Origin of the sequence: Alteraurantiacibacter aestuarii, assembly GCF_009827405.1 — a bacterium.
GTDB classification, from domain to species: Bacteria; Pseudomonadota; Alphaproteobacteria; order Sphingomonadales; family Sphingomonadaceae; genus Alteraurantiacibacter; species Alteraurantiacibacter aestuarii.
In genome coordinates, this window is the sequence record NZ_WTYY01000001.1 from 403,914 (window position 1) to 426,253 (window position 22,340).

General features: G+C 63.3%; 20 protein-coding genes and 1 tRNA gene. 11 read left to right on the plus strand and 10 right to left on the minus strand.

The window, feature by feature from the left end; translation table 11 throughout:
• Window positions 1-177: 177 nt before the first annotated feature.
• The 7 genes from GRI32_RS01965 to GRI32_RS01995 all read left to right on the plus strand — a co-directional run bounded on the left by GRI32_RS01965 (window position 178) and on the right by GRI32_RS01995 (window position 6,493).
• Window positions 178-251, plus strand: a tRNA-Gly gene (locus GRI32_RS01965).
• A gap of 144 nt (window positions 252-395) precedes the next feature.
• Window positions 396-572 carry a hypothetical protein gene (locus GRI32_RS01970; RefSeq protein WP_160589431.1) on the plus strand — a complete coding sequence of 59 codons (177 nt, stop codon included), beginning with the start codon at window positions 396-398 and terminating at the stop codon, window positions 570-572.
• Window positions 563-4,099 carry a CHASE domain-containing protein gene (locus tag GRI32_RS01975; protein ID WP_337190129.1) on the plus strand — a complete coding sequence of 1,179 codons (3,537 nt, stop codon included), beginning with the start codon at window positions 563-565 and terminating at the stop codon, window positions 4,097-4,099. The genes GRI32_RS01970 and GRI32_RS01975 overlap by 10 nt, the downstream gene beginning before the upstream one ends.
• Window positions 4,100-4,156: 57 nt before the next feature.
• Window positions 4,157-4,720 carry a hypothetical protein gene (locus GRI32_RS01980; RefSeq protein ID WP_160589433.1) on the plus strand — a complete coding sequence of 188 codons (564 nt, stop codon included), beginning with the start codon at window positions 4,157-4,159 and terminating at the stop codon, window positions 4,718-4,720.
• A gap of 105 nt (window positions 4,721-4,825) precedes the next feature.
• Window positions 4,826-5,287 (plus strand): Dps family protein, encoded by a 462-nt coding sequence (locus GRI32_RS01985; RefSeq protein ID WP_160589434.1) that lies wholly within the window; start codon window positions 4,826-4,828, stop codon window positions 5,285-5,287.
• Between the two features lie 112 nt (window positions 5,288-5,399).
• On the plus strand, window positions 5,400-6,020 hold the full coding sequence (locus GRI32_RS01990; protein ID WP_160589435.1) for a 6-phosphogluconolactonase: 621 nt from the start codon (window positions 5,400-5,402) through the stop codon (window positions 6,018-6,020).
• Window positions 6,008-6,493 (plus strand): NUDIX hydrolase, encoded by a 486-nt coding sequence (locus GRI32_RS01995; protein WP_160589436.1) that lies wholly within the window; start codon window positions 6,008-6,010, stop codon window positions 6,491-6,493. The genes GRI32_RS01990 and GRI32_RS01995 overlap by 13 nt, the downstream gene beginning before the upstream one ends.
• A gap of 41 nt (window positions 6,494-6,534) precedes the next feature.
• Here the strand turns inward: GRI32_RS01995 and dinB are convergent, their stop codons facing one another.
• Complete coding sequence (gene dinB / locus GRI32_RS02000) at window positions 6,535-7,677, minus strand: DNA polymerase IV (RefSeq protein WP_160589437.1); 1,143 nt, start codon at window positions 7,675-7,677, stop codon at window positions 6,535-6,537.
• 108 nt (window positions 7,678-7,785) lie between these two features.
• Here dinB and GRI32_RS02005 point away from each other — a divergent pair, with 108 nt between their 5' ends.
• Together GRI32_RS02005 and GRI32_RS02010 are read left to right on the plus strand one after the other, a co-directional pair.
• On the plus strand, window positions 7,786-9,039 hold the full coding sequence (locus GRI32_RS02005; protein WP_160589438.1) for a multidrug effflux MFS transporter: 1,254 nt from the start codon (window positions 7,786-7,788) through the stop codon (window positions 9,037-9,039).
• Window positions 9,036-10,514: a glycerol-3-phosphate dehydrogenase gene (locus GRI32_RS02010; RefSeq protein ID WP_160589439.1), complete on the plus strand. Its 1,479-nt coding sequence runs from the start codon at window positions 9,036-9,038 to the stop codon at window positions 10,512-10,514. The genes GRI32_RS02005 and GRI32_RS02010 overlap by 4 nt, the downstream gene beginning before the upstream one ends.
• On the opposite strand, the gene GRI32_RS02015 is transcribed toward GRI32_RS02010, so the two are convergent.
• From GRI32_RS02015 to GRI32_RS02040, 6 genes are all read right to left on the minus strand, one after another.
• Window positions 10,492-12,438, minus strand: a complete 1,947-nt coding sequence (locus GRI32_RS02015) for an acetyl/propionyl/methylcrotonyl-CoA carboxylase subunit alpha (RefSeq protein ID WP_160589440.1) — start codon at window positions 12,436-12,438, stop codon at window positions 10,492-10,494. The two genes, GRI32_RS02010 and GRI32_RS02015, sit on opposite strands and share 23 nt — an antisense overlap.
• A complete protein-coding gene (locus GRI32_RS02020) occupies window positions 12,435-13,502 on the minus strand; it encodes a phytoene/squalene synthase family protein (protein ID WP_337190139.1) in 1,068 nt (355 codons plus the stop codon). Before GRI32_RS02020 ends, GRI32_RS02015 begins: the two co-directional genes overlap by 4 nt.
• 50 nt (window positions 13,503-13,552) lie before the next feature.
• Window positions 13,553-14,146, minus strand: a complete 594-nt coding sequence (locus GRI32_RS02025; protein ID WP_160589442.1) for an LOG family protein — start codon at window positions 14,144-14,146, stop codon at window positions 13,553-13,555.
• Window positions 14,147-14,156: 10 nt separating this feature from the next.
• Window positions 14,157-15,689, minus strand: coding sequence for a phytoene desaturase (locus GRI32_RS02030; RefSeq protein ID WP_160589443.1), 1,533 nt, complete (start codon window positions 15,687-15,689; stop codon window positions 14,157-14,159).
• Window positions 15,689-16,882, minus strand: a complete 1,194-nt coding sequence (crtY, locus tag GRI32_RS02035) for a lycopene beta-cyclase CrtY (RefSeq protein WP_160589444.1) — start codon at window positions 16,880-16,882, stop codon at window positions 15,689-15,691. The genes GRI32_RS02030 and crtY overlap by 1 nt, the downstream gene beginning before the upstream one ends.
• A gap of 105 nt (window positions 16,883-16,987) precedes the next feature.
• Window positions 16,988-17,758, minus strand: a complete 771-nt coding sequence (locus GRI32_RS02040; RefSeq protein ID WP_160589445.1) for a DUF2059 domain-containing protein — start codon at window positions 17,756-17,758, stop codon at window positions 16,988-16,990.
• An 81-nt stretch (window positions 17,759-17,839) separates the two neighbouring features.
• Between GRI32_RS02040 and GRI32_RS02045 the strand changes: the two genes are divergently transcribed.
• Both GRI32_RS02045 and GRI32_RS02050 read left to right on the plus strand, forming a co-directional pair.
• Window positions 17,840-18,436: a DUF2585 family protein gene (locus GRI32_RS02045; protein ID WP_202385895.1), complete on the plus strand. Its 597-nt coding sequence runs from the start codon at window positions 17,840-17,842 to the stop codon at window positions 18,434-18,436.
• 69 nt (window positions 18,437-18,505) lie between these two features.
• Window positions 18,506-19,369: a MipA/OmpV family protein gene (locus GRI32_RS02050; protein ID WP_237437313.1), complete on the plus strand. Its 864-nt coding sequence runs from the start codon at window positions 18,506-18,508 to the stop codon at window positions 19,367-19,369.
• Between the two features lie 4 nt (window positions 19,370-19,373).
• Here the strand turns inward: GRI32_RS02050 and GRI32_RS02055 are convergent, their stop codons facing one another.
• The 3 genes from GRI32_RS02055 to GRI32_RS02065 all read right to left on the minus strand — a co-directional run bounded on the left by GRI32_RS02055 (window position 19,374) and on the right by GRI32_RS02065 (window position 22,292).
• On the minus strand, window positions 19,374-19,685 hold the full coding sequence (locus GRI32_RS02055; RefSeq protein ID WP_160589446.1) for a transcriptional regulator: 312 nt from the start codon (window positions 19,683-19,685) through the stop codon (window positions 19,374-19,376).
• Entirely contained in the window at window positions 19,685-20,143 is a 459-nt protein-coding gene (locus tag GRI32_RS02060) for a hypothetical protein (protein ID WP_160589447.1), read from the minus strand. Before GRI32_RS02060 ends, GRI32_RS02055 begins: the two co-directional genes overlap by 1 nt.
• Window positions 20,144-20,261: 118 nt before the next feature.
• Window positions 20,262-22,292: an alpha/beta hydrolase family protein gene (locus GRI32_RS02065; RefSeq protein WP_160589448.1), complete on the minus strand. Its 2,031-nt coding sequence runs from the start codon at window positions 22,290-22,292 to the stop codon at window positions 20,262-20,264.
• Between the last annotated feature and the right edge of the window lie 48 nt (window positions 22,293-22,340).

Below are 22,340 nucleotides of genomic sequence, written 5' to 3' on the forward strand. Positions count from 1 at the left end.
GCCCGGATGATCGATTGCCGTCCGGCCTAATCCCCAAGTGCAAATTTTTCGCTAACTCGCCGATCGGGCCATCTATTGCCCGCATGCCGACATCTGTTGACGAGACAAGCCCCCCCGTGGCAATTGGCCACCCCATCGCCGCAGCGGACCGCAATGCGGGCGGCCCCAGGCCGATATGCGGGTGTAGCTCAATGGCAGAGCAGCAGCTTCCCAAGCTGACGACGAGGGTTCGATTCCCTTCACCCGCTCCAGCCGCATATTTTGCCCGGTGATTGCAGGTCTGGGCAGATGATGGCTGCCGGAATGCGGCAATTTACCTACATGTCGATTCATCGGAATTCTGCCTTCCGGGCCTAGTTGAATGATCTTGCCCCTCTTTCTGCGAAAGTTGAGTGATGGATCATACCAACGCCAGCCAGTGGCAAAGCGCCGTTTCCGGCAGTGCCGACTTTGTCAGCCTTGCCGGGCGCGCAGGATTGCAACGCGTGCTGATACGCCGGGTGGCGAGCCTTTTGAGGGGCCTGCTGAGGGTATCGTCACGCCGGCAAGAGGTGAAGGTGTCGTGGCAGTGACAAGCCTGACCGGGACAAATCCTGAACCGCTCACGACGAGGCAGAAAATGCTGGGGATCGCCGCCATGGCGCTGGCCTATGGGCTGGCGGGTTGGCTGGGGCTGCTGCTGGCCGTTCCGCCGGGGTATGCCACATTCATCTGGCCCGCATCCGGCATGGCGATTGCCGGGCTGATCATCTTCGGTCGCAATCTGTGGCCGGGCATCTGGCTGGGGTCATTTGCGGTGAACCTTGCCAATGGCTCGCCGATGACATCCGGGACAATCGAATGGATCGCGGTGGTGAATGCCGGGGTAATTGCCGCAGGTTCATCGGTTCAGGCACTGTTTGCCACCACGGCTCTCAGGCGATTGTTGGGGCAGCCCATCAACATCAAGGGGGCCCGCGATGTTGCCACACTGATCGTGGTGGGCGGTCCGCTGTCGTGCCTGATCGCGGCCACGGTGGGCACCGCCATCCTGTGGTTCAACGGCGCTGTGCCCACCGCAATGGTCTGGAGCAACTGGCTGACCTGGTGGTGCGGAGACATGGCGGGCGTGTTGCTGATCGTGCCCATTGCCCTGTTCGCGGCCTGGCGCGAGCCCAAGCTGATCTGGCGCGGCACGCCCATCACCCCGCTGACCCGCTCCATGACCATTGGCCTGTTCTGCCTGATGGGGGCCACGCTTACAGCATGGATCGTTACCAGCGAGGTTGTCTATGAGCGCAATCTGGCAACCTTCAACGCCATGGCCGCCGACAGTGAGGAGGCGCTCAGTCACCGGCTCCAGTCCTATCGGCAAAGTCTTGATGGCGGGGCTGCGATCATTGATGCGTCCGATCAGATTTCGCGCCAGGACTGGATCGATTACATCGACATCATCGGGATTGAGGAGTTGCCCGGGATCAACGGCATCGGCTTCATCCAGCCGATGGCCAATGGCGATGAGGAGAATTTTGTCAGGCGCGGCATGGCAGATGGCCTGCCCCCTTTCCAGGTGCACCCCGCATCTGACCGCCCCACCAGGTTCATCATCAAATATATCGAACCGATTGAAGGCAACCTGGCCGCGCTGGGCCTGGATATCAGCTTCGAGGTCAACCGCCGCGATGCCGCCGAACAATCACGCGATAGCGGGGAGGCGAGGATCACCCGGCGCATCACGCTGGTGCAGGATGATGCCCAGACACCCGGATTCCTGCTGCTGCGGCCGGTCTATACCAGGGGTCTGCCGCTGGAGACGGCGGCCGACAGGCAGCACGCGCTGCGGGGCTGGGTCTATGCCCCTTTCATCGCCTCGCGCTTCCTTTCCGGGCTGACGTCCAGCCAGGCCGAGCAGTTCACCATCGATGTCTACGACGGCACCTCTATCGATCCCGATCACCAGATCTTTGCAGGGTCATTGCCCGACACCAATCCGGCGTTTACCATCCGCAAGACCATCCCGGTGATGGGGCAGAACTGGACGCTGGTCTGGAAAAGCACACCCCAATTCGAACACAGCTCGATCAACAATGAGCCACCGCTGGTGCTGGTGGGGGGAATTCTCCTGACGCTGTGTTTCGGTGGCCTGCTGCAATCCTATGCCCGCCGCGAGGCGCAGGTTCACGAGCAGGTGATGGAAAAGACCCGCAAGCACAAGGAGGCCGCAGACGCGCTGTACGAAAGTGAGCGCCGCTTCAGCGATCTGGCGGGGCTTTCACCGGCGGGAATCATCCGCACCAATCCATCGGGCACCTGCATTTACGCCAATGACAGCTGGCTGGAGCTATCGGGCCTTGATGAGCCGGCGGCCCTCAGCTCGGACTGGATCGCCGCCATTCATCCCGAGGATCGCGCCGAATTTCATGCGGCATGGATGGGCGCGATTGAAGATCGGGCGGAGCATCGCGGCACGTTCCGCTTTGTCCACCGCGATGGCTCGGTGCGCTGGGTCGACATGATCAGCCGGCCGGAACTGACCGACGACGGGATTCTGCGGGGCACAATTGCCGTGGCCATGGACGTGACCCGGCGCATGCTGATGGAAGGCGCGCTGCAATCGGCGCGCGCGCGGGCAGAGGCGGCGGTGGAGGCCAAGTCCAGCTTCCTGGCCAATATGAGCCACGAAATCCGCACGCCCATGAACGGCGTCATCGGCTTTACCGAATTGCTGCTGGCCAGCCCTCTGGATGACGAACAGCGCCGCCAGACCCAGCTGATCGCGGATTCCGGCAAGGCCATGATGCGGCTGCTCAACGATATTCTGGACCTGTCCAAACTTGAAGCGGGACAGATGCGCATCGCCTCCGAACCGACCAATCTGCGTCAGGTGATCCACGGCTGCATCACCTTGATGCAGGCGCTGGCAACCGAAAAGCAGCTTGAGCTGACCTGCGATATCGATGACGCCGTTCCCGCGCTGATATCCAGTGACGGCCTGCGCATTCGCCAGATCCTGCTCAATCTGCTGGGCAACGCGCTCAAATTCACCAGCAAGGGTTCCGTGACGGTGCGCGCCTGTGTTGACCCGCATGACGGCGAGCGGGCGATTGTGGAAATCGCCGACACCGGCATCGGCATCGCTCCCGAGCGCCAGGCAGCCATTTTCAGCGATTTCGTACAGGCGGATTTCACCATCGCCCGCGATCATGGCGGCACCGGATTGGGCCTGGCCATCAGCAGGAAGCTGGCGCAGCTGATCGATGGTGAGATCACGCTGGAAAGCCAGCCGGGCAGAGGCAGCGTGTTCCGCCTGACCCTGCCGGCAAAGGTGCTGGAAAATGGCGCGCAGAACCAGCTCCCGCCAGATGCTGCCGCACCACAGCTGCGCCGGTTTGCGCGGGTTCCGCGCTGCCAGCGAATCCTGCTGGTGGAGGATCATGACATCAACCAGATCCTGATGAAGGATATGCTCAGCCGGATCGGTCTGGATGTCGAAATTGCCGACAATGGAGCGATTGCCGTCGAAGCTGTCGCGCGTGCGGCCAGTGAGAACAACAGCTTTGACCTGGTGCTGATGGATATGAGCATGCCGGTGATGAGCGGGGTGGAGGCTACCCGCGCCATCCGGGCCGCCGGCCATGATGCGGCTTCGCTGCCGATTGTGGCACTGACCGCCAATGCCTTTGCAGACGATATTGCCAATTGTCTTGCGGCAGGCATGCAGGCGCATCTGTCCAAGCCGATTGGCCTGCAAGATCTGGAATCCGCCATTGCGCAGTGGTCACGCAAGTCCGGCGATGTGGTCTCGCCCGTGGCCAGTGCCGTCGAAGCGCCCCGGCCCGGCTCGGCCCTGCAGGGGCGCTATCATCAGCGCAAGAAAGCAACGCTGGAGCGCGTGGAGGCGTTCGTGAGTGCCGGAGACCTTGACGATGCAACGGTGGAGGAAGTGGCCGACCTGCTGCACAAGCTTGCGGGAACGGCGGGCATGTTTGGCGAGGAGGAACTGGGTAAGCAGGCCCGCATCCTCGAAGTCGGGCTGAAAACCTGGCCTGAACAAAGCTCCGAGCTGGACATTATCGAAAAGGCCGGGAGCGTGCTGGCGGCCATGCGTCAGGCGGCGTGAGGGCACAGTTGCCCGCTCCACTTCCCCGCGCAGCACACATGCCATACAAGCCGGTCCATGCCCGCCCTGTTCCTTTGCCTGCTGGCCTGCGCCCTTGTCACCATTGCCGGGCGCGACCAGCTGCGCGTGGCGCGGCTGTCGGCCAGGCTGGGGCCGGGCGCGGGACTGTTCGCGGCCATCTGGCTGAGCGCGATTGCCACCTGCGCGCTGGCCGCCTGGATCGGCACGCAGCTGGCGGCGATGATGACCGGCGATGCCAAGCTGATGTTCGTGGCGCTGGCGGTGCTGCTGGCCGCGCTGGAGCTGTTTGTTCTGCGCGCGGGCAAGGCGCCCCGGCAGCCCACACGGTCGACCGGCGCAATCCTGCTGGTGCTGCTGGCGGTGCAGGCCACCGATGCGGCGCGCTTCCTGGTGCTGTCGCTCAGCATCATGACGGGAGAGTGGGTGCTGGCGGCCATCGGCGGCGCGCTGGGCAGCGGCATTGCGCTGAGCGCGGCAGCGATGGCCGGGGCCGAATGGGAAGCGCGCGTGCCGCTGCGCCTGCTGGCCAACATCACTGGCGGCATCTTGCTGCTGGCGGCGCTGCTGATCGGAATGACCGCGCGCGGTATCATTTTCTGATCGATTTTTGCGATCACCAAGATTGCCAAATCGCCGGAAACCCGCAGGCCGGTCAGCCGTTGGTTGGACATATGCAAAGGCAAATCCAATCAAAGGGGATACATCATGGCCAACACTGGCGATAATTCGAAAACCGCGCTGATCGAAGGTCTCAACGGACTGCTCGCCGATCATCTGGCGCTCTATTTCAAGACCAAGAACTTCCATTGGCATGTGACCGGGCCGCGGTTCCATGATCTGCACCTGCTGTTCGATGCGCAGGCGGTGGAAATCCAGAGTCAGATCGATGCGATTGCCGAGCGGGTGCGCAAGAATGGCGCCAAAACGCTCACCTCGATCGGAGCGGTCGCCAAGGCGACGCAGATTGCCGATCAGGATGACAGCGATCTGGGCGCAGAAGCCATGATCACCGAACTGCGCGACGACAATGCCGCGCTGGTCGAGAGGCTCAAGGCGCTCAAGGAACCGGCTGACAAGGCGGGTGACAACGCCACCGACGGCCTGATCGATGACTGGACCAACATGGCGGAGGAGCGCGTCTGGTTCCTCACCAGCATTCTCGACTGATTTCCCGGACGGAAATTCCCCGCGCCCCTGCTACCCCCCCCTCCCGCAGGGGCGCAAAAAGAAGGCCGCCGGACCATCGCGTCCCGGCGGCCTTTGGTTTAAGGCGGTAGCCATGACCGACATCACTTTCATCAATGACGCTTCGGCTGGCGATATTGCCGCGTGGCTGGGCGATGTCCTTGCCGCTGCACTGGATGCGCGGGAGGGCGAAGTGGCTATTTCCGTGCCCGGCGGCTCCACCCCGTTCCCGATCATGGCAGAGCTGGTGAAGGCCGATCTGGACTGGTCGCGTATTGCCGTGTGGCCGGGCGATGACCGGCTGGTGGCGGAGGATCACGCGGCCAGCAATGTCGGCAAGATCCGCGCCCTGCTGGAACCTGTCGGCGCGCGCGTGGTGGCGCTGGCAGAAGGCGCGCAGCCGCCGCATTTCGCGCTGGTGTGGCTGGGCATGGGGGCAGACGGGCACATCGCCAGCCTGTTCCCCAATACCGATCCACAGGTGGACGATCCTGTGGCGGTGCGCCGCCTGACACCCGATCCGCTGCCGCCGGAAGCTCCGTTCGATCGCATCACCCTTTCCATTCCGGCCTTGCTGGATAGCGATGCGGTGATGTTCGTGATCCGTGGAGAGGATAAGCGCGCGGTGTTCGATGCGGCGCTGGCGGGAACGCATGACCTGCCCGTGGCGCGGCTGCTGGGCGCGGCTGACCTGCCGGTGACATGCTTCACCTGATTACCCCTCTGATACCTCCGCCGCTGCACCGCACGGGCTATCGCATGGCCTTTGCCCTGCGTACGCGCTGGCTGCGCTGGAGAGGGGGCGAGATTCACGGCTGCACCATGATTGCGCGCGATGAACAGGGCCGGGTGCTGCTGGTGCGCCATTCCTATGGCGCGGCCGTCTGGTCCTTTCCCGGCGGCGGCATGCGCAAGGGTGAGGACCCCCAGCTTGCCGCCTTGCGCGAATTTGCCGAGGAACTGGGCGCGGCGATCGCCGATCCGCAGCATCTGGGCACGCTGACGGAAGATTATCACGGTGGCCGCAACGTGGCGCATATCTTCACCGGGCGCATTGCCGGGGAGGCGCGCCCCGACATGCGCGAGATTGTGGAAGCGCGCTTCTTTCACCACCACGAACTGCCGCAGGACATCAGTCGCACAGTCACCGTGCGGATGCAGCTGCTGAGCCAATGGGAAGCGCGGTGACCAGGCGGAAGTCGGATCCAGGTTTTGGCTCCAGGTGGCAGCTATAGCAGTGACAGCTGCGCATCGTCGCGCGCCGGCTCGTCCTGCGCTTCCCCGTCGCCGCGTTCCAGATTGCTCAGCGTCAGGCCCATCAGGCGGATCGGCATCGGCAAGGGCAGTTCGTCCTCCAGTATCTGCCGCGCGATTCTGGCGAAGGCCTGCTTGTCCGCCACGCCCTTCTCCTGTGACCGGGCGCGGGTGGCGGTCTGGAAATCGTTGTATTTCAGCTTCAGCGTCACCGTGCGTCCGCGCGCCTGCTTTTCGGCGATCCGGTCCCACACGATGTCGATGATCCGCTCCAGCGTGTCGCGCAATTCGTCCGGGTCGGACCGGTCTTCGCTGAAAGTGCGTTCCCCGCCGATGGATTTGCGGATGCGGTTGGCGCGCACCGGGCGCAGGTCTATCCCGCGTGCGGCGCGGTAGAGATATTCGCCGAAACTGCCGAAATGCGCGCGCAGCCATTCGGCATCCTTTGCCGCCAGGTCTGCCCCGGTTTCGATCCCCAGCTTCGCCATTTTCTCAGCCCCGCGCGGGCCGATCCCGTGGAACCGGCGGACGGGCAGCGACTGGACGAATTGCGCGCCCTGTCCGGGGCGGATCACGCACATGCCGTCGGGCTTGTTCTGGTCGCTAGCCAGCTTGGCCAGGAACTTGTTGTAGGAAACGCCCGCGCTGGCGGTCAGCTGCGTTGCCTCCTTGATCTGCGCGCGGATCAGCTCGGCAATGCGCGTGGCGGAGCCGATGCCGTGCAGGTCGTCGGTCACATCCAGATAGGCCTCATCCAGACTCAGCGGTTCGACGTGCGGCGTGTGATGGCGAAAGATCGCGCGGATCTGCTCGGACACTTCGCGGTACACGTCAAAGCGGGTGTTGCAGAAGATCAGCTCCGGGCATTTGCGCTTGGCGGTGACGCTGGGCATGGCGCTGCGCACACCGAACTTGCGCGCTTCATAACTGGCTGCCGCCACCACGCCGCGCCCGCCAGCGCCGCCCACCGCCACGGGCTTTCCGCGCAATTGCGGATTGTCACGCTGCTCCACACTGGCGAAGAAGGCATCCATGTCGATATGGATGATCTTGCGCAGGCCCATTTCATCGCCGCCGGGGGCTTCGTCATCATCGGGATCGGGCGGGGATGCGGCCATTGGTGCAATCTACAGTGCTGCGCGAAATCTGCCACCACCGGGCAAAATCGTCAGTGGTACTTACAATTGACACTTCCGGCCTTCGCACTTGCGGTATAGGGGCGCGCCATGTCTGCAATCCCTGAACACAAATCGCCCCGTTCCATCGGCCGCCGCGAGCTGGTGGTGCTGATCGCCCTGCTGATGAGCCTGAATGCGCTGGCCATTGATGGCATGCTGCCCGCGCTCGACGAAATCGCGCGCGAGCTGGGTGCGGAGGAGGGCAACCGGCGCCAGCTGATCGTGGCGGTGTTCCTGCTGGCGAATGGCGCGGGCTGCCTTGTGCCCGGCTCCTTTGCCGATCGCTTCGGGCGCAAGCCGGTGCTGATGTTCTCGCTGGTGTCCTATGTCGTGACCTCGCTGATCATCGCCTTTGTCCACCACTTCGAAACGCTGCTGGTCATGCGCGGGTTGCAAGGCCTGCTCAGCGGCGGCCTGATGGTGGCGCCCACTGCGATCATTCGTGACAAGTTCGAAGGTGACAAGATGGCGCGCACGCTGTCGATCGTCTTTGCCGTGTTCATCATCGTGCCGGTGATCGCGCCCAGCCTGGGGCAGGCGGTGCTGCTGGTGGCCGGCTGGCGCTGGATCTTCATCGGCCTGGCGCTGATGGGCGCGCTGGCAATGGTCTGGACGTGGAAGCGTCTGCCGGAAACGCTGGCGCCTGAAAACCGCCAGGAGATCAACGTCCCGGTGATCGCCGCCAACATGAAGGTCGTGCTGATGACGCGCGCCTCGATCGGCTATGTCCTGGGTGTCACCCTGCTGGTGGGTGCGGTGTTCGGCTATGTGAACAGCGCCCAGCAGCTGATCGGCGAGCATTTCAAGATGGGCACGTTATTCCCGGTGGTGTTCGGCGGTACGGCGGCGATGATGGCGGTCTCCAACATCGTCAATTCGCGCATCGTGGAAAGATTTGGCGCGCGGCGGGTTTCGCATACCGGCGTGCTGGTGTTCATCGTTGTCAGCGCCCTGCAGGTCTGGGCTTCGCATTACCACGGGGATTCGCTGGCGCTGTTCCTGCCGCTGATGGCGATCAACCTAGCCCTGCTCGGCTTCCTGGGTGCCAATTTCGGTTCCATCGCGCTGCAACCCTTCGGCCATATTGCCGGTGCGGCCAGCAGTGTGCAGACCTTCTTCCGCATGTTCGGCGCTGCCGTGGTCGGGCTGGTGATCGGCCAGTCCTATGATGGCACCGCGCAGCCCTTTGCCCATGCGCTGCTGATCTGCAGCGTTCTGGCACTGGCTCTGGTGCTTTACAGCGAGAAGGGTAGACTGTTTCGCCGACTGAACGCTCCGCAACGAAGGAATACCGTCCCGTGACCACATCCGCCGCCTTTGATCTTGTTGTAATTGGCGGCGGAGTGAATGGAGCAGGTGTTGCCCGCGATGCTGCGGGACGCGGCGCAAAAGTGCTGCTGCTGGAAGCGCGCGACCTGGCCAGCGGCACATCGGGCAATTCCACCAAGCTGGTGCACGGCGGGCTGCGTTATCTGGAATATCGCGAATTCGGCCTGGTCAGGGAGGCGCTGAAGGAGCGTGAGACATTGTGGAGCATCGCCCCGCATATCATCCGCCCGATGCGCTTTGTGCTGCCGGTGTCCAAGGCCATGCGCGCCCACTGGAAGCTGCGCGCGGGCCTGTTCATCTATGACCATATCGGCGGCAAGAGCAGCCTGCCCGATGCCGATGCCATTGATCTGAGCGAACATCCCGCCGGCGGCCCGCTGGAGAGCGACTATACCAGCGGCTTCGAATATTCGGATGGCTGGGTGGATGATGCGCGGCTGGTGGTGCTCAATGCCGTGGATGCCCGGCGCCGCGGCGCGGATATCCGCACCAATTGCCCCGTCACCGCGATCCGCCGCGAAGGCGATCTGTGGCATGTGGAGGCAGGCGGGGAGAGCTTTACCGCCCATGCGCTGGTCAATGCCGCAGGCCCGGCGGTGGACGATCTGGCCAGGCTGGCCGGGGCAAAGCCCAAATACGGCATCCGCCGCGTGCGCGGATCGCATATCGTGGTGCCCAGAATATTCGATCACGAATACGCCTATATCTTTCAGCAGCCCGACACGCGCATCTGCTTTGCCATCCCGTATGAGGATGATTTTACCCTGATCGGCACCACCGATGCCGAGCACAAGGGATCGCTCACCGATGTCCATGCGGACGCGGAGGAGCTGCGCTACCTGTGCGATGCGGCGAACCGCTATTTCCTCAAGGACATCACGCAGGCTGACATTGTCTGGTCCTATTCCGGCGTGCGCGCGCTCGTGGATTTCGGCACTGATCGTCCCGAAGCCGCCACGCGCGGATACCGGCTGGTGCTGAGCGAGCCGGAGGACGGCGCGCCGATGCTGGGCATTTATGGCGGCAAGATCACCTCATACCGCCATGTGGCGGAGGAAGCGGTGGACCGGCTGTCAAAGCGCCTGCCTGCGCTGTCCGGCCCGGCATGGACGGCGGATGCAGCGCTGCCCGGCGGCGATTTTCCCAAGGATGCACAGAGCCTGCTGGTGGGCGAATTGCTGCGCGAATATCCCTTCCTCTCCAAGGGCGAGGCCAAGAGACTGGCGCGTGCTTACGGCCTCGATGCGATCCTGTGGCTGGGCGATGCCAAGGGCTGGGCAGACCTTGGCCGCAATTTCGGCGCCGGGCTGAGCGAGGCCGAAGTCACCTATCTGCGCGAGGAGGAATGGGCGGTGAGCGCCGATGATATCCTGTGGCGCCGCACCAAGCTGGGCCTGCATATGGACGATAGCGAAAAGGCCGCGCTCACCCAGTTTCTGGGGTCTTAGCCTTCTCTACCTTGGCCAGCAGCGCCTCCACCTGAACCTGCGCGCCGACGCTGGCGGACAGCTCCACTACCGTGCCCGCAAAGGGAGCGGTCAGCGCATGTTCCATCTTCATCGCTTCCAGCACCAGCAGCCGCTGGCCTGCTGTCACCACATCGCCCTCGGCCACATCCACCGCAATGACCTTGCCCGGCATGGGGGCGATGATGTCGCCGTCGTGGGCGGAGGTGGGACCCTCCGAACCTGTACGAGCGATGTGGAGCATGCGGGTCACACCGTCATCTGTGACAATGAATCCATGCGGTGTTTCTTCAACCCACAGACTATCGTCGATGGACTGGTCGGCAAATGCGAATGCGTAGTCGGTCTGTCCGTCGGAAAGGCGAATTGAAACCTCAGCCGGTGCACGGTTCAGGCGGAAGCCCTTCATGCTCCACGGCCCATCGTCAGTATTTTGATATGTAGAACGAATATCCGTCGCATTTCCGCCGATGGACCTGTCGACGACCAGATGCGCCACTGATTGCAGAGCATTTTCGGACGCCTCTACATCTGGAATGTAATCATTGAGATTGTCTCCGATAAGGCCAGTGTCCATTGTCCCTTGCTCGAACTCCTGATCGTAGAGGAGCAGATTGAGGAACCCGGCATTTGTCTTGACCGGCCAACATTGAACATTCGCGGTCATCTCTTTCATCGCCTCGATCGCACCTTGGCGGGTATCGGCATGAACGATGAGCTTGGCGATCATCGGATCGTAAAATGGTGAAATCTCGTCTCCGCGCTGGACGCCTGTCTCGATGCGATAGCGGCGTTTGCGTGTGAGGTAGGGAAGCGCAAAATATTCCAACCGCCCCGTACTGGGCAAAAACCCCTTCGCCGGGTCCTCCGCGTACAGCCGCGCCTCTATCGCGTGGCCGTTGAAGCTCAACTGATCCTGCCGCAGCGGCAGTGCTTCCCCGCTTGCAACCCGCAATTGCCATTCGACCAGATCGACGCCGGTGATCTCCTCGGTCACCGGGTGTTCCACTTGCAGGCGGGTGTTCATTTCCATGAAGAAAATGCGGTCCGCGTTCAGGCCCTCGCTGGCATCGGCGATGAATTCCACCGTGCCCGCGCCGACATAATCCACCGCCCTGGCGGCGCGCACGGCGGCGGCGCAGATGGCTTCGCGCGTGGCTGCATCCATGCCGGGAGCGGGCGCTTCCTCGATCACCTTCTGGTGGCGGCGCTGGAGCGAACAGTCGCGTTCGAACAGATGGACGACATTACCGTGCGTGTCGCCGAACACCTGCACCTCGATATGGCGCGGGCTGGTGATCCATTTCTCCAGAATGACATCGGTGTTGCCGAAACTGGCCTTCGCCTCGCGCCGGCAGCTTTCCAGCGATGCGGCGAAGTCAGCTGCGGCATCCACCTTGCGCATGCCCTTGCCGCCGCCGCCTGCCACGGCCTTGATCAGCACCGGATAGCCGATTTTGTCCGCCTCTTCCGCCAGCACATCTGCCGACTGGTTGGCCCCGTCATAGCCCGGCGTTACCGGCACATTGGCAGCGCGCATCAGGCGCTTGGCGGCATCTTTCAGGCCCATCGCCTCTATGCTTTCGGGTGCCGGGCCGACCCAGATCAGGCCCGCTTCCTCCACCGCGCGGGCAAAATCCGCATTCTCCGACAGGAAGCCATATCCCGGATGGATCGCCTTTGCGCCGCTCTGGAGGGCAGCGGCGATAATCACCTCACCGCGCAGATAGCTTTCGGTGGCGGGGGAGGAGCCGATATGCACTGCCTCGTCGGCGGATCGCACATGCAGCGCCCTGGCATCGGCATCCGAATAGACTGCCACCGTGCGAATGCCCATGGCGCGCGCGGTGCGGATGATGCGGCAGGCGATCTCCCCCCGGTTGGCGATGAGGAGACTGGTGATCATGCCGGGTTTCTGGGTGTGGCGGGCGGTGTGGCGGGGCGCACCCCTTCATCGCGCAGCGGCGTCATCGGCATGGGCGCAGGCGGAGCATCCATGCGCGCCATCACCATCAGCGCGCCGCGTGTCCATTTGGGCATGGCCTCGGGCTGTTCCGGCTTGCGCAGCGCCTGCGTGAAGGCGCGGGCAACATGGCCCATCTTGGCAATGCTGGAGGTGTGCACGCGGTGGTCCCACGCCGCCTCACCGCGTGCGCGCACCTCGCGCCCGATCGCGCCATAGATATTGGAGGCGGACAGCACCGCCCAGCGGTGGCGGAAACGCAGCCGCGCCGCGCCCAGTCTTGCGGCAGCCTCATGGGTTTCGGCCAGGTCCACCAGCCGCCTTGCCAGTTCCGCCAGAGCGGCCCGGTATTGCGGCTTCATGTGCTGGCCCGGCGGAATGTCCATTTCCACCAGCCACTCCACCGGCAGGTAGCAGCGGCCCGCCGCATCGTCTTCCCAGATGTCGCGGGCGATATTGTTGAGCTGGAAGGCAAGGCCCAGGTCGCAGGCGCGGTCCAGCGTATCGTGGTCGTCCTTGTCCACGCCCATGACGCGCGCCATCATCACCCCCACCGCCCCTGCGACGTGGAAGCAATAGCGCATCAGGTCACCCTCCGTGCGCGGCCGCCAGTCGGCGGCATCCAGCGCAAAGCCATCCACCACGTCATCGGCCATTTCGCGGGTGAGGCCGCATTCGGCGGCGACCTGCCCCAGCGCATCGAAAGCCAGTTCCGCAGTCGGCTGGCCGTCCAGCGCGCGATGGGTGAGGATGCGGATTGCCTCCACCCGGTTGCGTGCATCGCTGCCGTCCAGTTTCAGCGTGCCGCCATGGTCCTGCCCGTCGGCAATATCGTCACACCGGCGGCACCAGGCATAGAGCAGGTGCGCCCGGTCGCGCGTGTCGCGGTCAAACAGCTTGGAGGCGGCGGCGAAGCTTTTGGAGCCTTGTTCTATCGATTCGCGCGCGCGTTCGATCAAGGCGTCGCGCTGGCGTCCGCCGCCGCTCTGGCGCGGCGTCTCCCTGATATGGCGCGAGGGCACCAGCGTGCGCGGGCGCGATTTGGCGCGGGGCGGCTTCACAGATCCTCGCTGCGTATTTGCAGCACGTTGGTGGTGGGGGTGAAGCGCGCCATCCTGTCCAGCAGATCATCAAGCGTAGAACCCTCGATGATGATGTCCCGGTGCGCTTCGCGGACAAAGCCGGTTTCGGCCATCTGCCGGTTGAATTCCATCAGCCCGTCATAATAGCCAAAGGCATTGAGCAGCCCCACCGGACTGGCGTGATAGCCCAGCTGCGCCCAGCTGACCGCTTCCCACAGCTCGTCCATCGTGCCCACGCCGCCGGGCAGGGTGATGAAGCCATCGGACAGATCGGTGAACATGCGCTTGCGTTCATGCATGCCGGAAACGACGTGCAGATGGGTGCAGTTGCGGTTGGACAGTTCGTGGTTTTCCAGCGCTTCGGGGATCACCCCGATCACTTCGCCGCCAGCGGCCAGCGCGGCATCGGATACCGCGCCCATCAGCCCCACCTTGCCGCCGCCATACACCACGCCAATGCCGCGCCGGGCCAGCGTTTCGCCCACGTCATGGGCCAGCTGGATATAGCGCGGATCGGCTGGCGTGGCGGAGCCGCAATATACGGCCAGACGTTTGAATTTCGTGCTCATGCGAGCAACCTTAGCGTGACAAGTCCTCGATCATAAGCCCCGCCGTGGCTTTTGCACTGCCAACAACGCCGGGAATGCCCGCGCCCGGGTGCGTGCCTGCGCCCACGAGGTAGAAATTGTCGATCACATCGTCGCGGTTGTGGCCACGGAACCATGCGCTTTGCGTCAGCAGCGGTTCAAGGCTGAAGGCGCTGCCCAGATGGGCATTCAGGTCCTGGGCAAAGTCCTTTGGCGCATAATGGAAGCTGGTGACGATGCGGTCATGGATATCGGGGATCAGGCGGCGGCCCACCTCGTCCAGGATGCGCTTTTCCAGCTGCGGGCCGATCACGTCCCAGTCCACCGTCAGCTTGCCCATATGGGCCACGGGCACCAGCGCGTAGAAGGTGCTCTTGCCCTCTGGCGCCATGCTGGGATCGGTCACGGTGGGGTGGTGCAGGTAGATCGAGAAATCGGCCGGCAGCACGCCCTTGTCATAGATGTCATCCAGCAGGCCCTTATAGCGCGGGCCGAACAGGATCATGTGATGGGGGATGCCCGGCCACGTGCCCTCTATGCCGAAATGGACCACGAACAGTCCGGGTGAAAAGCTCTTGCGTGAAAGCGATTTCGCCATCGATTTGCCACGCTGGCTGGTGCCCAGCAGATCGCGGTAGCTGTGCATGATATCGGCATTGCTGGCCACCGCATCGAAGGTGTCTGTCCAGCCCGATCTGGTGTGCACGGCATTGGCGCGCTTGCCGATCGTTTCGATCCGTTCCACCCCGTCGCCCAGCCGCATGGTGCCGCCCAGCCGCTCAAAATGACGGACCATTCCGGCGATCAGGCGGTTGGTGCCGCCCCGTGTCCACCACACGCCGCCGTCCTTTTCCAGCTTGTGGATCAGCGCGTAGATGGAACTGGTCTTCATCGGATTGCCGCCCACCAGCAGCGTGTGGAAGCTGAGCGCCTCGCGCAGTTTTTCGCTGCGTATATACTTGCTGACCACCGAATAGACGCTGCGCCATGCGCCATATCTGGCCAGCGCGGGCGCGGCCTTGATCATGCTCTTGAAGTTGAGGAAGGGCACCGTGCCCAGCTTGACATAGCCTTCCTCGTAAACCCCGGCGGCATAGTCCAGGAACGCCTCATATCCGGCGACATCGGCGGGATCGAGCTTGGTGATTTCCTTGCGCAGCCCGGCCTCGTCATTCGAATAATCGAAATTGGTCCCGTCGGGCCAGTTGAGCCGGTAGAACGGCATCACCGGCATCAGCTCCACGTCTTCGGCCATGTCATGGCCAGACAATGCCCACAGCTCCCGCAGGCAATCGGGATCGGTCACCACGGTGGGACCGGCATCGAAGGTGAAGCCGTCCTTCTGCCAGAAATAGGCGCGGCCACCGGGCTTGTCGCGGCTTTCGATCACGGTCGTGGCAATGCCTGCGCTCTGCAGGCGGATGGCCAGCGCCATGCCGCCGAAACCGGCGCCGATCACACAGGCTTTCGGACTGGCTTTCGGACTGGCTTCTCGGTTTGCGGAGCGACCCTTGGCAGTACTCATCACACGTCTCTTTTCTGGCTGTCGATCAGGGGAGGGCGCGCGCTGAGCAAGGCGGACATGGCGCGGCGGAGGGGAACGGGCGGCTTGCCGATCAGAACGCGTGCGCGGTCGGCAAAGGTGGAGCGGCCCGAATAAAAGCGCTCGATCAGGGCTTCGGGCAGGCGATAGAAGCGCTCGAATATGCGGTAGCGTTTCTCGGGCCGCGCCGCGCCAAACAGCATGGAGCCAAGCAGGCGATAAAAGCCGGTGGTTTTCCAGTGGCGGCGCGCGCGCGCCTCCAGCTTGGCGGTCAGCTGATCGCCCGGCAGATCTGCATCATCGGCAATCGCCAGCGCCACTTCCACGGCGAAGGGCAGGGTGTAGCTGGTGAGCGGGTGGACAAAGCCGCCGCGCGCTCCCGCCACCGCCACGCCCGGCGCGCGGTGCTGCGCCTGAAAACGAGCGAAACTGCCGCCGGTGATGACCGGCAACACACCGGTTTCGAAGCCCAGGATCTCGCCGCTCCAGCCGTGCAGAGCGCAATATTCGTCAATGCGGGAGGACAGGGCAGAGCGGTCAAGCTGCGGACTGTCCTGGTAATAAGTGTCCTCGATAAACAGCTCGTGCGAACTCAGCGGCAGGACATAGACGAAGCGGTAGCCGCCCAGTTGCGGCACGCGCGCGTCCATGATCATCGGCCGGTCCATCCCGTGCGCGGCGGGGCAGCGCAAATGCCGCCCCATGAATACCTGCCAGCCGCCGGAAAGGTGGGGTGTGGGGGCAAACCCCCTGGCATCCACCACGCAGCGCGCGGTGATGCGCTGCCCGTCAGGCAGGTCCACGCCGCCAGCATCGAGCGAGGAAATGCGCCGGTTCAGCATGATCGTCCCGTCAGGCAGTTCGCGCTCCAGCGCGGCGGAGAAATCTTCCGATGCCATGGAGAAATAGGGCGCTGAAAGCTGGCGGCGGTGACCGGGAAAGGCCACCTGATTGCCGCTTTCCCACACGGTCTGGCGGATCTTGTCCAGCAGGGCAGTGCCGCGCTGGTCCAGATCGCTGGCAAACCAGCTCCAGCGGTGATTGCCGCCCAGCGCCGGTCCGGCCTCGATCAGGCGCAGCGTCAGCTCGGGCCGGTGGCGTGTCAATGCCAGGGCAATCAGCCCGCCCGAAAGCCCGCCGCCGACAATGGCAATATCGCAAGTTCGCCCGCTCATGGCCTCTGCCTTAGCGCATGGGCATGGCCGCGCAACCGGACTTCAGGTCAGGGTGCCTTCAGGTCAGGGTGGGCGGCCTGAACTGGCCCGAATTGCCCGCCGCGATCAACCCTGCGTGCGTTCGCGGTATTTTTCGAACGCGCTGATCACGGCCTGTTCTATCAGGCGCGTTTCCTCGGCGGAGAGCGGTTCATTCTCCATCGCCACGCGCACGGGCAGCGATCGCTGCTGGAATTCGGGCATGCGGCTGATTGATGGCATGCGCACCGCCAGCGATGCCATCTCCTCCATTTCCTCATCCGACAGGCCCGCCATGAAGGCCCCCACGGACCGGTTGACCGTTATCCGGTCGCCCGCATCCAGCGCATCGGCGGTGATGTCCGTCTCGGCCAGCGCCTGATCGATGGCCTGCTCCGCCTGAACATTGGCGGAAACGCTGATCAGCAGGCGGCGGCCAAGGTCCGAGCGGTAGAAACCGGCCAGCTGCACCGCCTCCTGATCGCTGAACAGATCGCGCAATATATCCACGAACTGCGGCTCATACTTGCGCTGCCCGCGGTCACGGAAATCGCGCATTACCGGGCGCAGCGCCTGTATCAGTTCCAGCACCAGGCCGGGGTTCTGCGCTTCCATCGTAGCCAGTTGCGGGCTTGACTGGCTGATCTGTTCGGCCACCTGACGCACCAGGCTGTTGAGCACCATCTCGTCGTCAATGCCCTCGTTCATCGCATCATACAGGTCGCCGTGCACATCGACAGCGGCCCCTGCCTGCGCCGAGGTGTCTTGCGCCTGAGCCGTAAGGGGGGAGAGGGTGAGTGTTGCCATAGAGGCAAGAGCGGCCAGCGCGCCGAGCGCTATCGTGCGGAATGTCTTCATCCCCTCTTGCTATATGCTTCGGCCAGAGAAACAAGTGTCTGCGATGGTGATGTTTTATTCAGGCGCTATTTGGGAAACTCGATGAGACAAGCCAGAGTACTGTGGCCGCACCGGTCGGCGTGGATGGCGGCGCTGGCGGTCTTCATCATCGCCGTTGCGGTGCTGTTTGCGATGGGCCGCCCGCCGATGTGCGATTGCGGCACGATCAAGCTGTGGCACGGGGTGGTGGAATCGCCGGAAAATTCGCAGCACATCAGCGACTGGTACGCCCCCAGCCACTTCACTCACGGGCTGATCATGGCAGGGGTTGCATGGCTGCTGTGGAGCAAGTGGCGGCTGTTTGGCGGCATGCCCGCACGCTTTGCCCTGCCGATTGCCGTGCTGGTGGAGGCGGCCTGGGAAATTGCCGAGAACACGCCGCTGATCATCAACCGCTACCGCGAGGTGACGATCAGCTGGGGATATTCGGGCGATTCCATCGTCAATTCGGCGTCCGATATCGGCTGGATGACGCTGGGCTTCCTGGTCGCCCTGCGCCTGCCTGCATGGGCGAGCGTAGCGCTGGGGCTGTTTCTGGAACTGCTGGCGCTGGCGGTGATCCGCGATAATCTGACACTCAACGTGCTGATGCTGGTGTGGCCAGTCGATGCTGTGGCGGCGTGGCAGGCGGGCGGGTAGGACCAGCGTGAAACAGGAACCAGCGGGCCATCCATCCGTTCATTGTGTGACATTGACAGGACATCCAGCATGATCAGACATCTCGCCGCCGCAAGTGCCGTGGCCGCCGCCGCGCTCGCTATGCCCGCGCAGGCGCAGGATGTGGCTCCCGCCGATCCCTACGCCGACACCGTCTATTCGGGCGATTACCTGTCCATCGGCTTTGGCGCCGGTGTCAGCCCGTCCTATGCCGGGTCTGACGATTATGTGATCACCCCCATGCCGATCGTGCAGGGATCGCTTGGCGGGGTGGATATCAACCCGCGCGCAGCCGGTCTGGCGCTGGATTTCATTCCCGATCCCGATAATGGCGTGGGCTTCGATTTCGGCATCACCGCAAGGCTGCGCAGCGACCGGGCGATGCAGATCGCCGATCCGGTGGTCAAATCGCTGGGCAAGCTGGACCGCGCCATCGAAGTGGGACCAACCGCCGGGATCAGCTTTCCCGCCGTGTTCAATCCCTATGACAGCCTGACCGTAACCACCGATCTGCGGTGGGACGTGGCCGGTGCGCATGGCGGCATGGTGGTCGATCCCTCAATCGCCTATTTCACCCCGCTGAGCGAGGCGATTGCCGCATCGCTGACGCTGGGCGCCGAATATGGCGACGGCGATTTCCGCGACTATTACTACGCCGTCAGCCCGGCGCAGAATGTCGCCACACTGGGCGAGCTTCCGGTGTTCAGTCCCGCAGGCGGCGGCTTCAACAAGGCGGGCGCCACGCTGTTGCTGGGCTTCGATCTCAATGGCGATCTGACCGATGGCGGCTGGGGCATCGTCACCATAGCCGGATATTCCCGCATGCTGGGCGGTGCCAAACGCAGCCCGTTCACCAGCGTGCGCGGATCGGCCAACCAGTTCTTCGGCGCGCTGGGCGTGGGGTACACGTTCTAAAGGTTCAGCTATCCTGCGCCGCAGCCCTTTCTGCACTGGCAACGAGGGCCTGCAGCACCTTCATATGGTCGGCAAATGCCTTGCGCCCGGCGCGGGTAAAACTCACCCATGTGCGGGAGCGACCGTTCACGGGTGATTTGCTGAGCCTGACATAGCCTTCGTCCGAAAGCGCGGCGAGATGCTTCGACAGCACGGAATCACTGACCGCGGTAATCTCGCGAAGCTTGGCAAATTCGGCCTTGTCGACTGTACCCAGAACGGTCGCAATTTGCAGGCGGGCGGGCTGGTGCAGGTGTGGATCAAGGGAGAGAGGCATTAGCTGTCATCTCCCATCTCGCGCCTAAATGCCCGCGACCACAAGACGCTGAAACCAGTTCCGAACGCAAAGGCTGCGGCCACAAGAGAATAGTGGATCCAGCTGTCCGCGCCATTGGCCTTCAGGGCCAATTGCGCTGAAAACAGTCCCATCAGGCCGAGAATTCCAAGGATTGTCACTGGCAATGTCGCCCCTCGGCGCAGGCCATTGACGAACACACCATATGACTTGAGGTCCCAGCGGTAGATTGCATAAATCGCCAGGCCGAAAAGCAGGAGAGCCAGCAGAGGATTGAGCCAGTTCATCAGCGGCAGTGCATTGTGGAAGGCGAGTATCAGGCCAAAAACGAGATGCCTGACTGGCGGATTATGCCCAGCGGCGGCGAGCTTTCTGCGGGTATCGTCGGTGCTGGCAAGCACCGCGCGGGCTTCATCAGGGGTGGGAATATTGTTGCTCACGGGAACCTCACTTTCCAAGTTGGAAAGTAATTAGATTCGACTTTCCGATTCGGCAAGTAATAACTTTCCAATTCGGAAAGTGAGTGATCGCCTCCGCAACCAGTCAGCAGGAGGGGGCCTATTCGTCTTCCTCAAGCTTCAGCGCCGGACGCGGCGGCGGCATTGGCGCGCTGCGGTCTCCGCTCATCAGATAGGTGTCGAACCACTCCATCATCCGCAGATTATAGTCATAGCGCGCGGCCGCCTTGGCATTGCCGTGGCCTTCGCCGGGATAGAGCACCAGCCGCAGCGGCGTGTCCGGGCGCTGGACCTTGATGTGCCGGTACAATTCCAGCGATTGCGACGGGTGGACGCGCGTGTCTTCCTCACCATGCAGGATCAGCAGCGGCGTACTGGCCAGATCGGCATAATAGATCGGGCTGGTTTCCAGCAGCTTCTGCCAGTTTTCCCACGGGTATTGCAGCGCATGGACCATGCGCATTTCCTGCGGAATATCGGTCTCGCCCCATTTGCTCAGATTGTTGGAAATGCCTGCGAACACCACGCCCGCTGCGAATTCTTCGGAGTTATAGGTGGCTGACCATGCGGTGGCATATCCGCCATAGGAGCTGCCGGTCACGCCCACCCGCTCTGGATCGGTGATGCCCATGTCGGCCAGCGCATATTTGGCATCCACCAGATCGGCGAATTCGGGATCGGTATAATGGCCCGAATGCTGCTTTGAAAAGGCCGGGCCATAGGCGGTGGAGCCGCGATAGTTGGGCAGGAACACGGCATAGCCCGCACCCGCCGCCACCTGTCCGGGATTGCCATAGCTGGTCACCCAGCCGTTGCTTTCATGCGATTCCGGGCCGCCGTGCACATCCAGGATGGTGGGCGCGCGGGTGAAGGGAATGCCGCCGGCCGGTTCGATCAATATGCCTTCGATCTCCTGCCCGTCGCGCGCGGTATAGGTGAGCGTACGCTGGGTGCCGAAATCGATCTCGGCCAGCCACGGATTATGGTCGCTCCAGCGCTCGAAACTGCTGCCTGAATAAAGGAACAGCTCATTGGGATGGGCGGGCGAATTGGCCTCCACCGCCAGCCGGTTGCCGCCCTGCTCCAGGCTGGTCAGGATCAGGCCGCCAGTATCGATCTCGCGCAGCAGGGCGCCATCGTCGGAATAGAAGCGCAGCACGCTTTGCGCGCCAATGTCCACGATCACGGCCAGACGGCCATCGGCCATCCATTCGGTATCCACCGCCGCTTCCGCCGCGCCTTCGTTGACGGCAGTAAACCGGGCGGTGGCCACGTCGACCATGTACAGTGTGGTGGCCGCCGGATCGTGCTCATCGGTGGCCGCGATCATCGACAGCGTGCGGCTGCCGGGGGCAATTTCGATATCGCCGATCTTGCCCGACGTTTCGATCGCCCGCGTCTCTCCGCTGGCGAAATCGATTATATAGGGCCTGCGCGCTACATAGCTGTCATCGACCCGCGGGGTGGGGGCGGATGTCACCACCATGAAGGTGCCATCGGGGGCAAGGCGGATGGTGTCGACATGGCCGGGCACGGCGATCTCGGCTGGCGAAGGATCGATCTCCGCAGTGCCCGATGCAGCCACGAACAGGCGGTTGAAGCGCTCCTCCTCCTCAAACACCACGGCATCGAAGCCCAGGCGTTGCTGATCCTTGCGCGCATCATCGCTGGCGGCGGAGACCAGCAGGTAGATGCTCTCCCCGCTGGGCGCGATCTGATAGGCGCTGACGCTGGCATCGGCCACGCCCGCCAGCTTGCGCGGTGCGCCGCCATCCACCGGCACGCCCCACACGGCGCGGTCATCATCCTTGGCCGCCCACAGATAGGTGATCATCGATCCGTCGGGAAAAAAGCCGATGGAAGATGCGCTGACATCTTCGGGGAGATAGGCGCGCGCCTGCATCGGACCATCGGCCAGCATCAGGGCATGGCTACCCCCGCCATTATCCTCCCCCCGCGTTACATCGGGGCGGGAATAGGTGGTGTAGGCGATATGGCTGCCATCGCGCGACACGGCGATGGTGCCGGTATAGGCGATGCGCGCGACGTCTTCGGGCGTCATCGGGCGGGCAGACAGGGCAGCTGGCACCAGCACGGCGGTGGCCAGCAGAAAGGTCTTGAAGGCGTTCATGGAGAGGGTGAGCCTGATTTTCAGTTTCGGTTGCAACAATCATAGCGC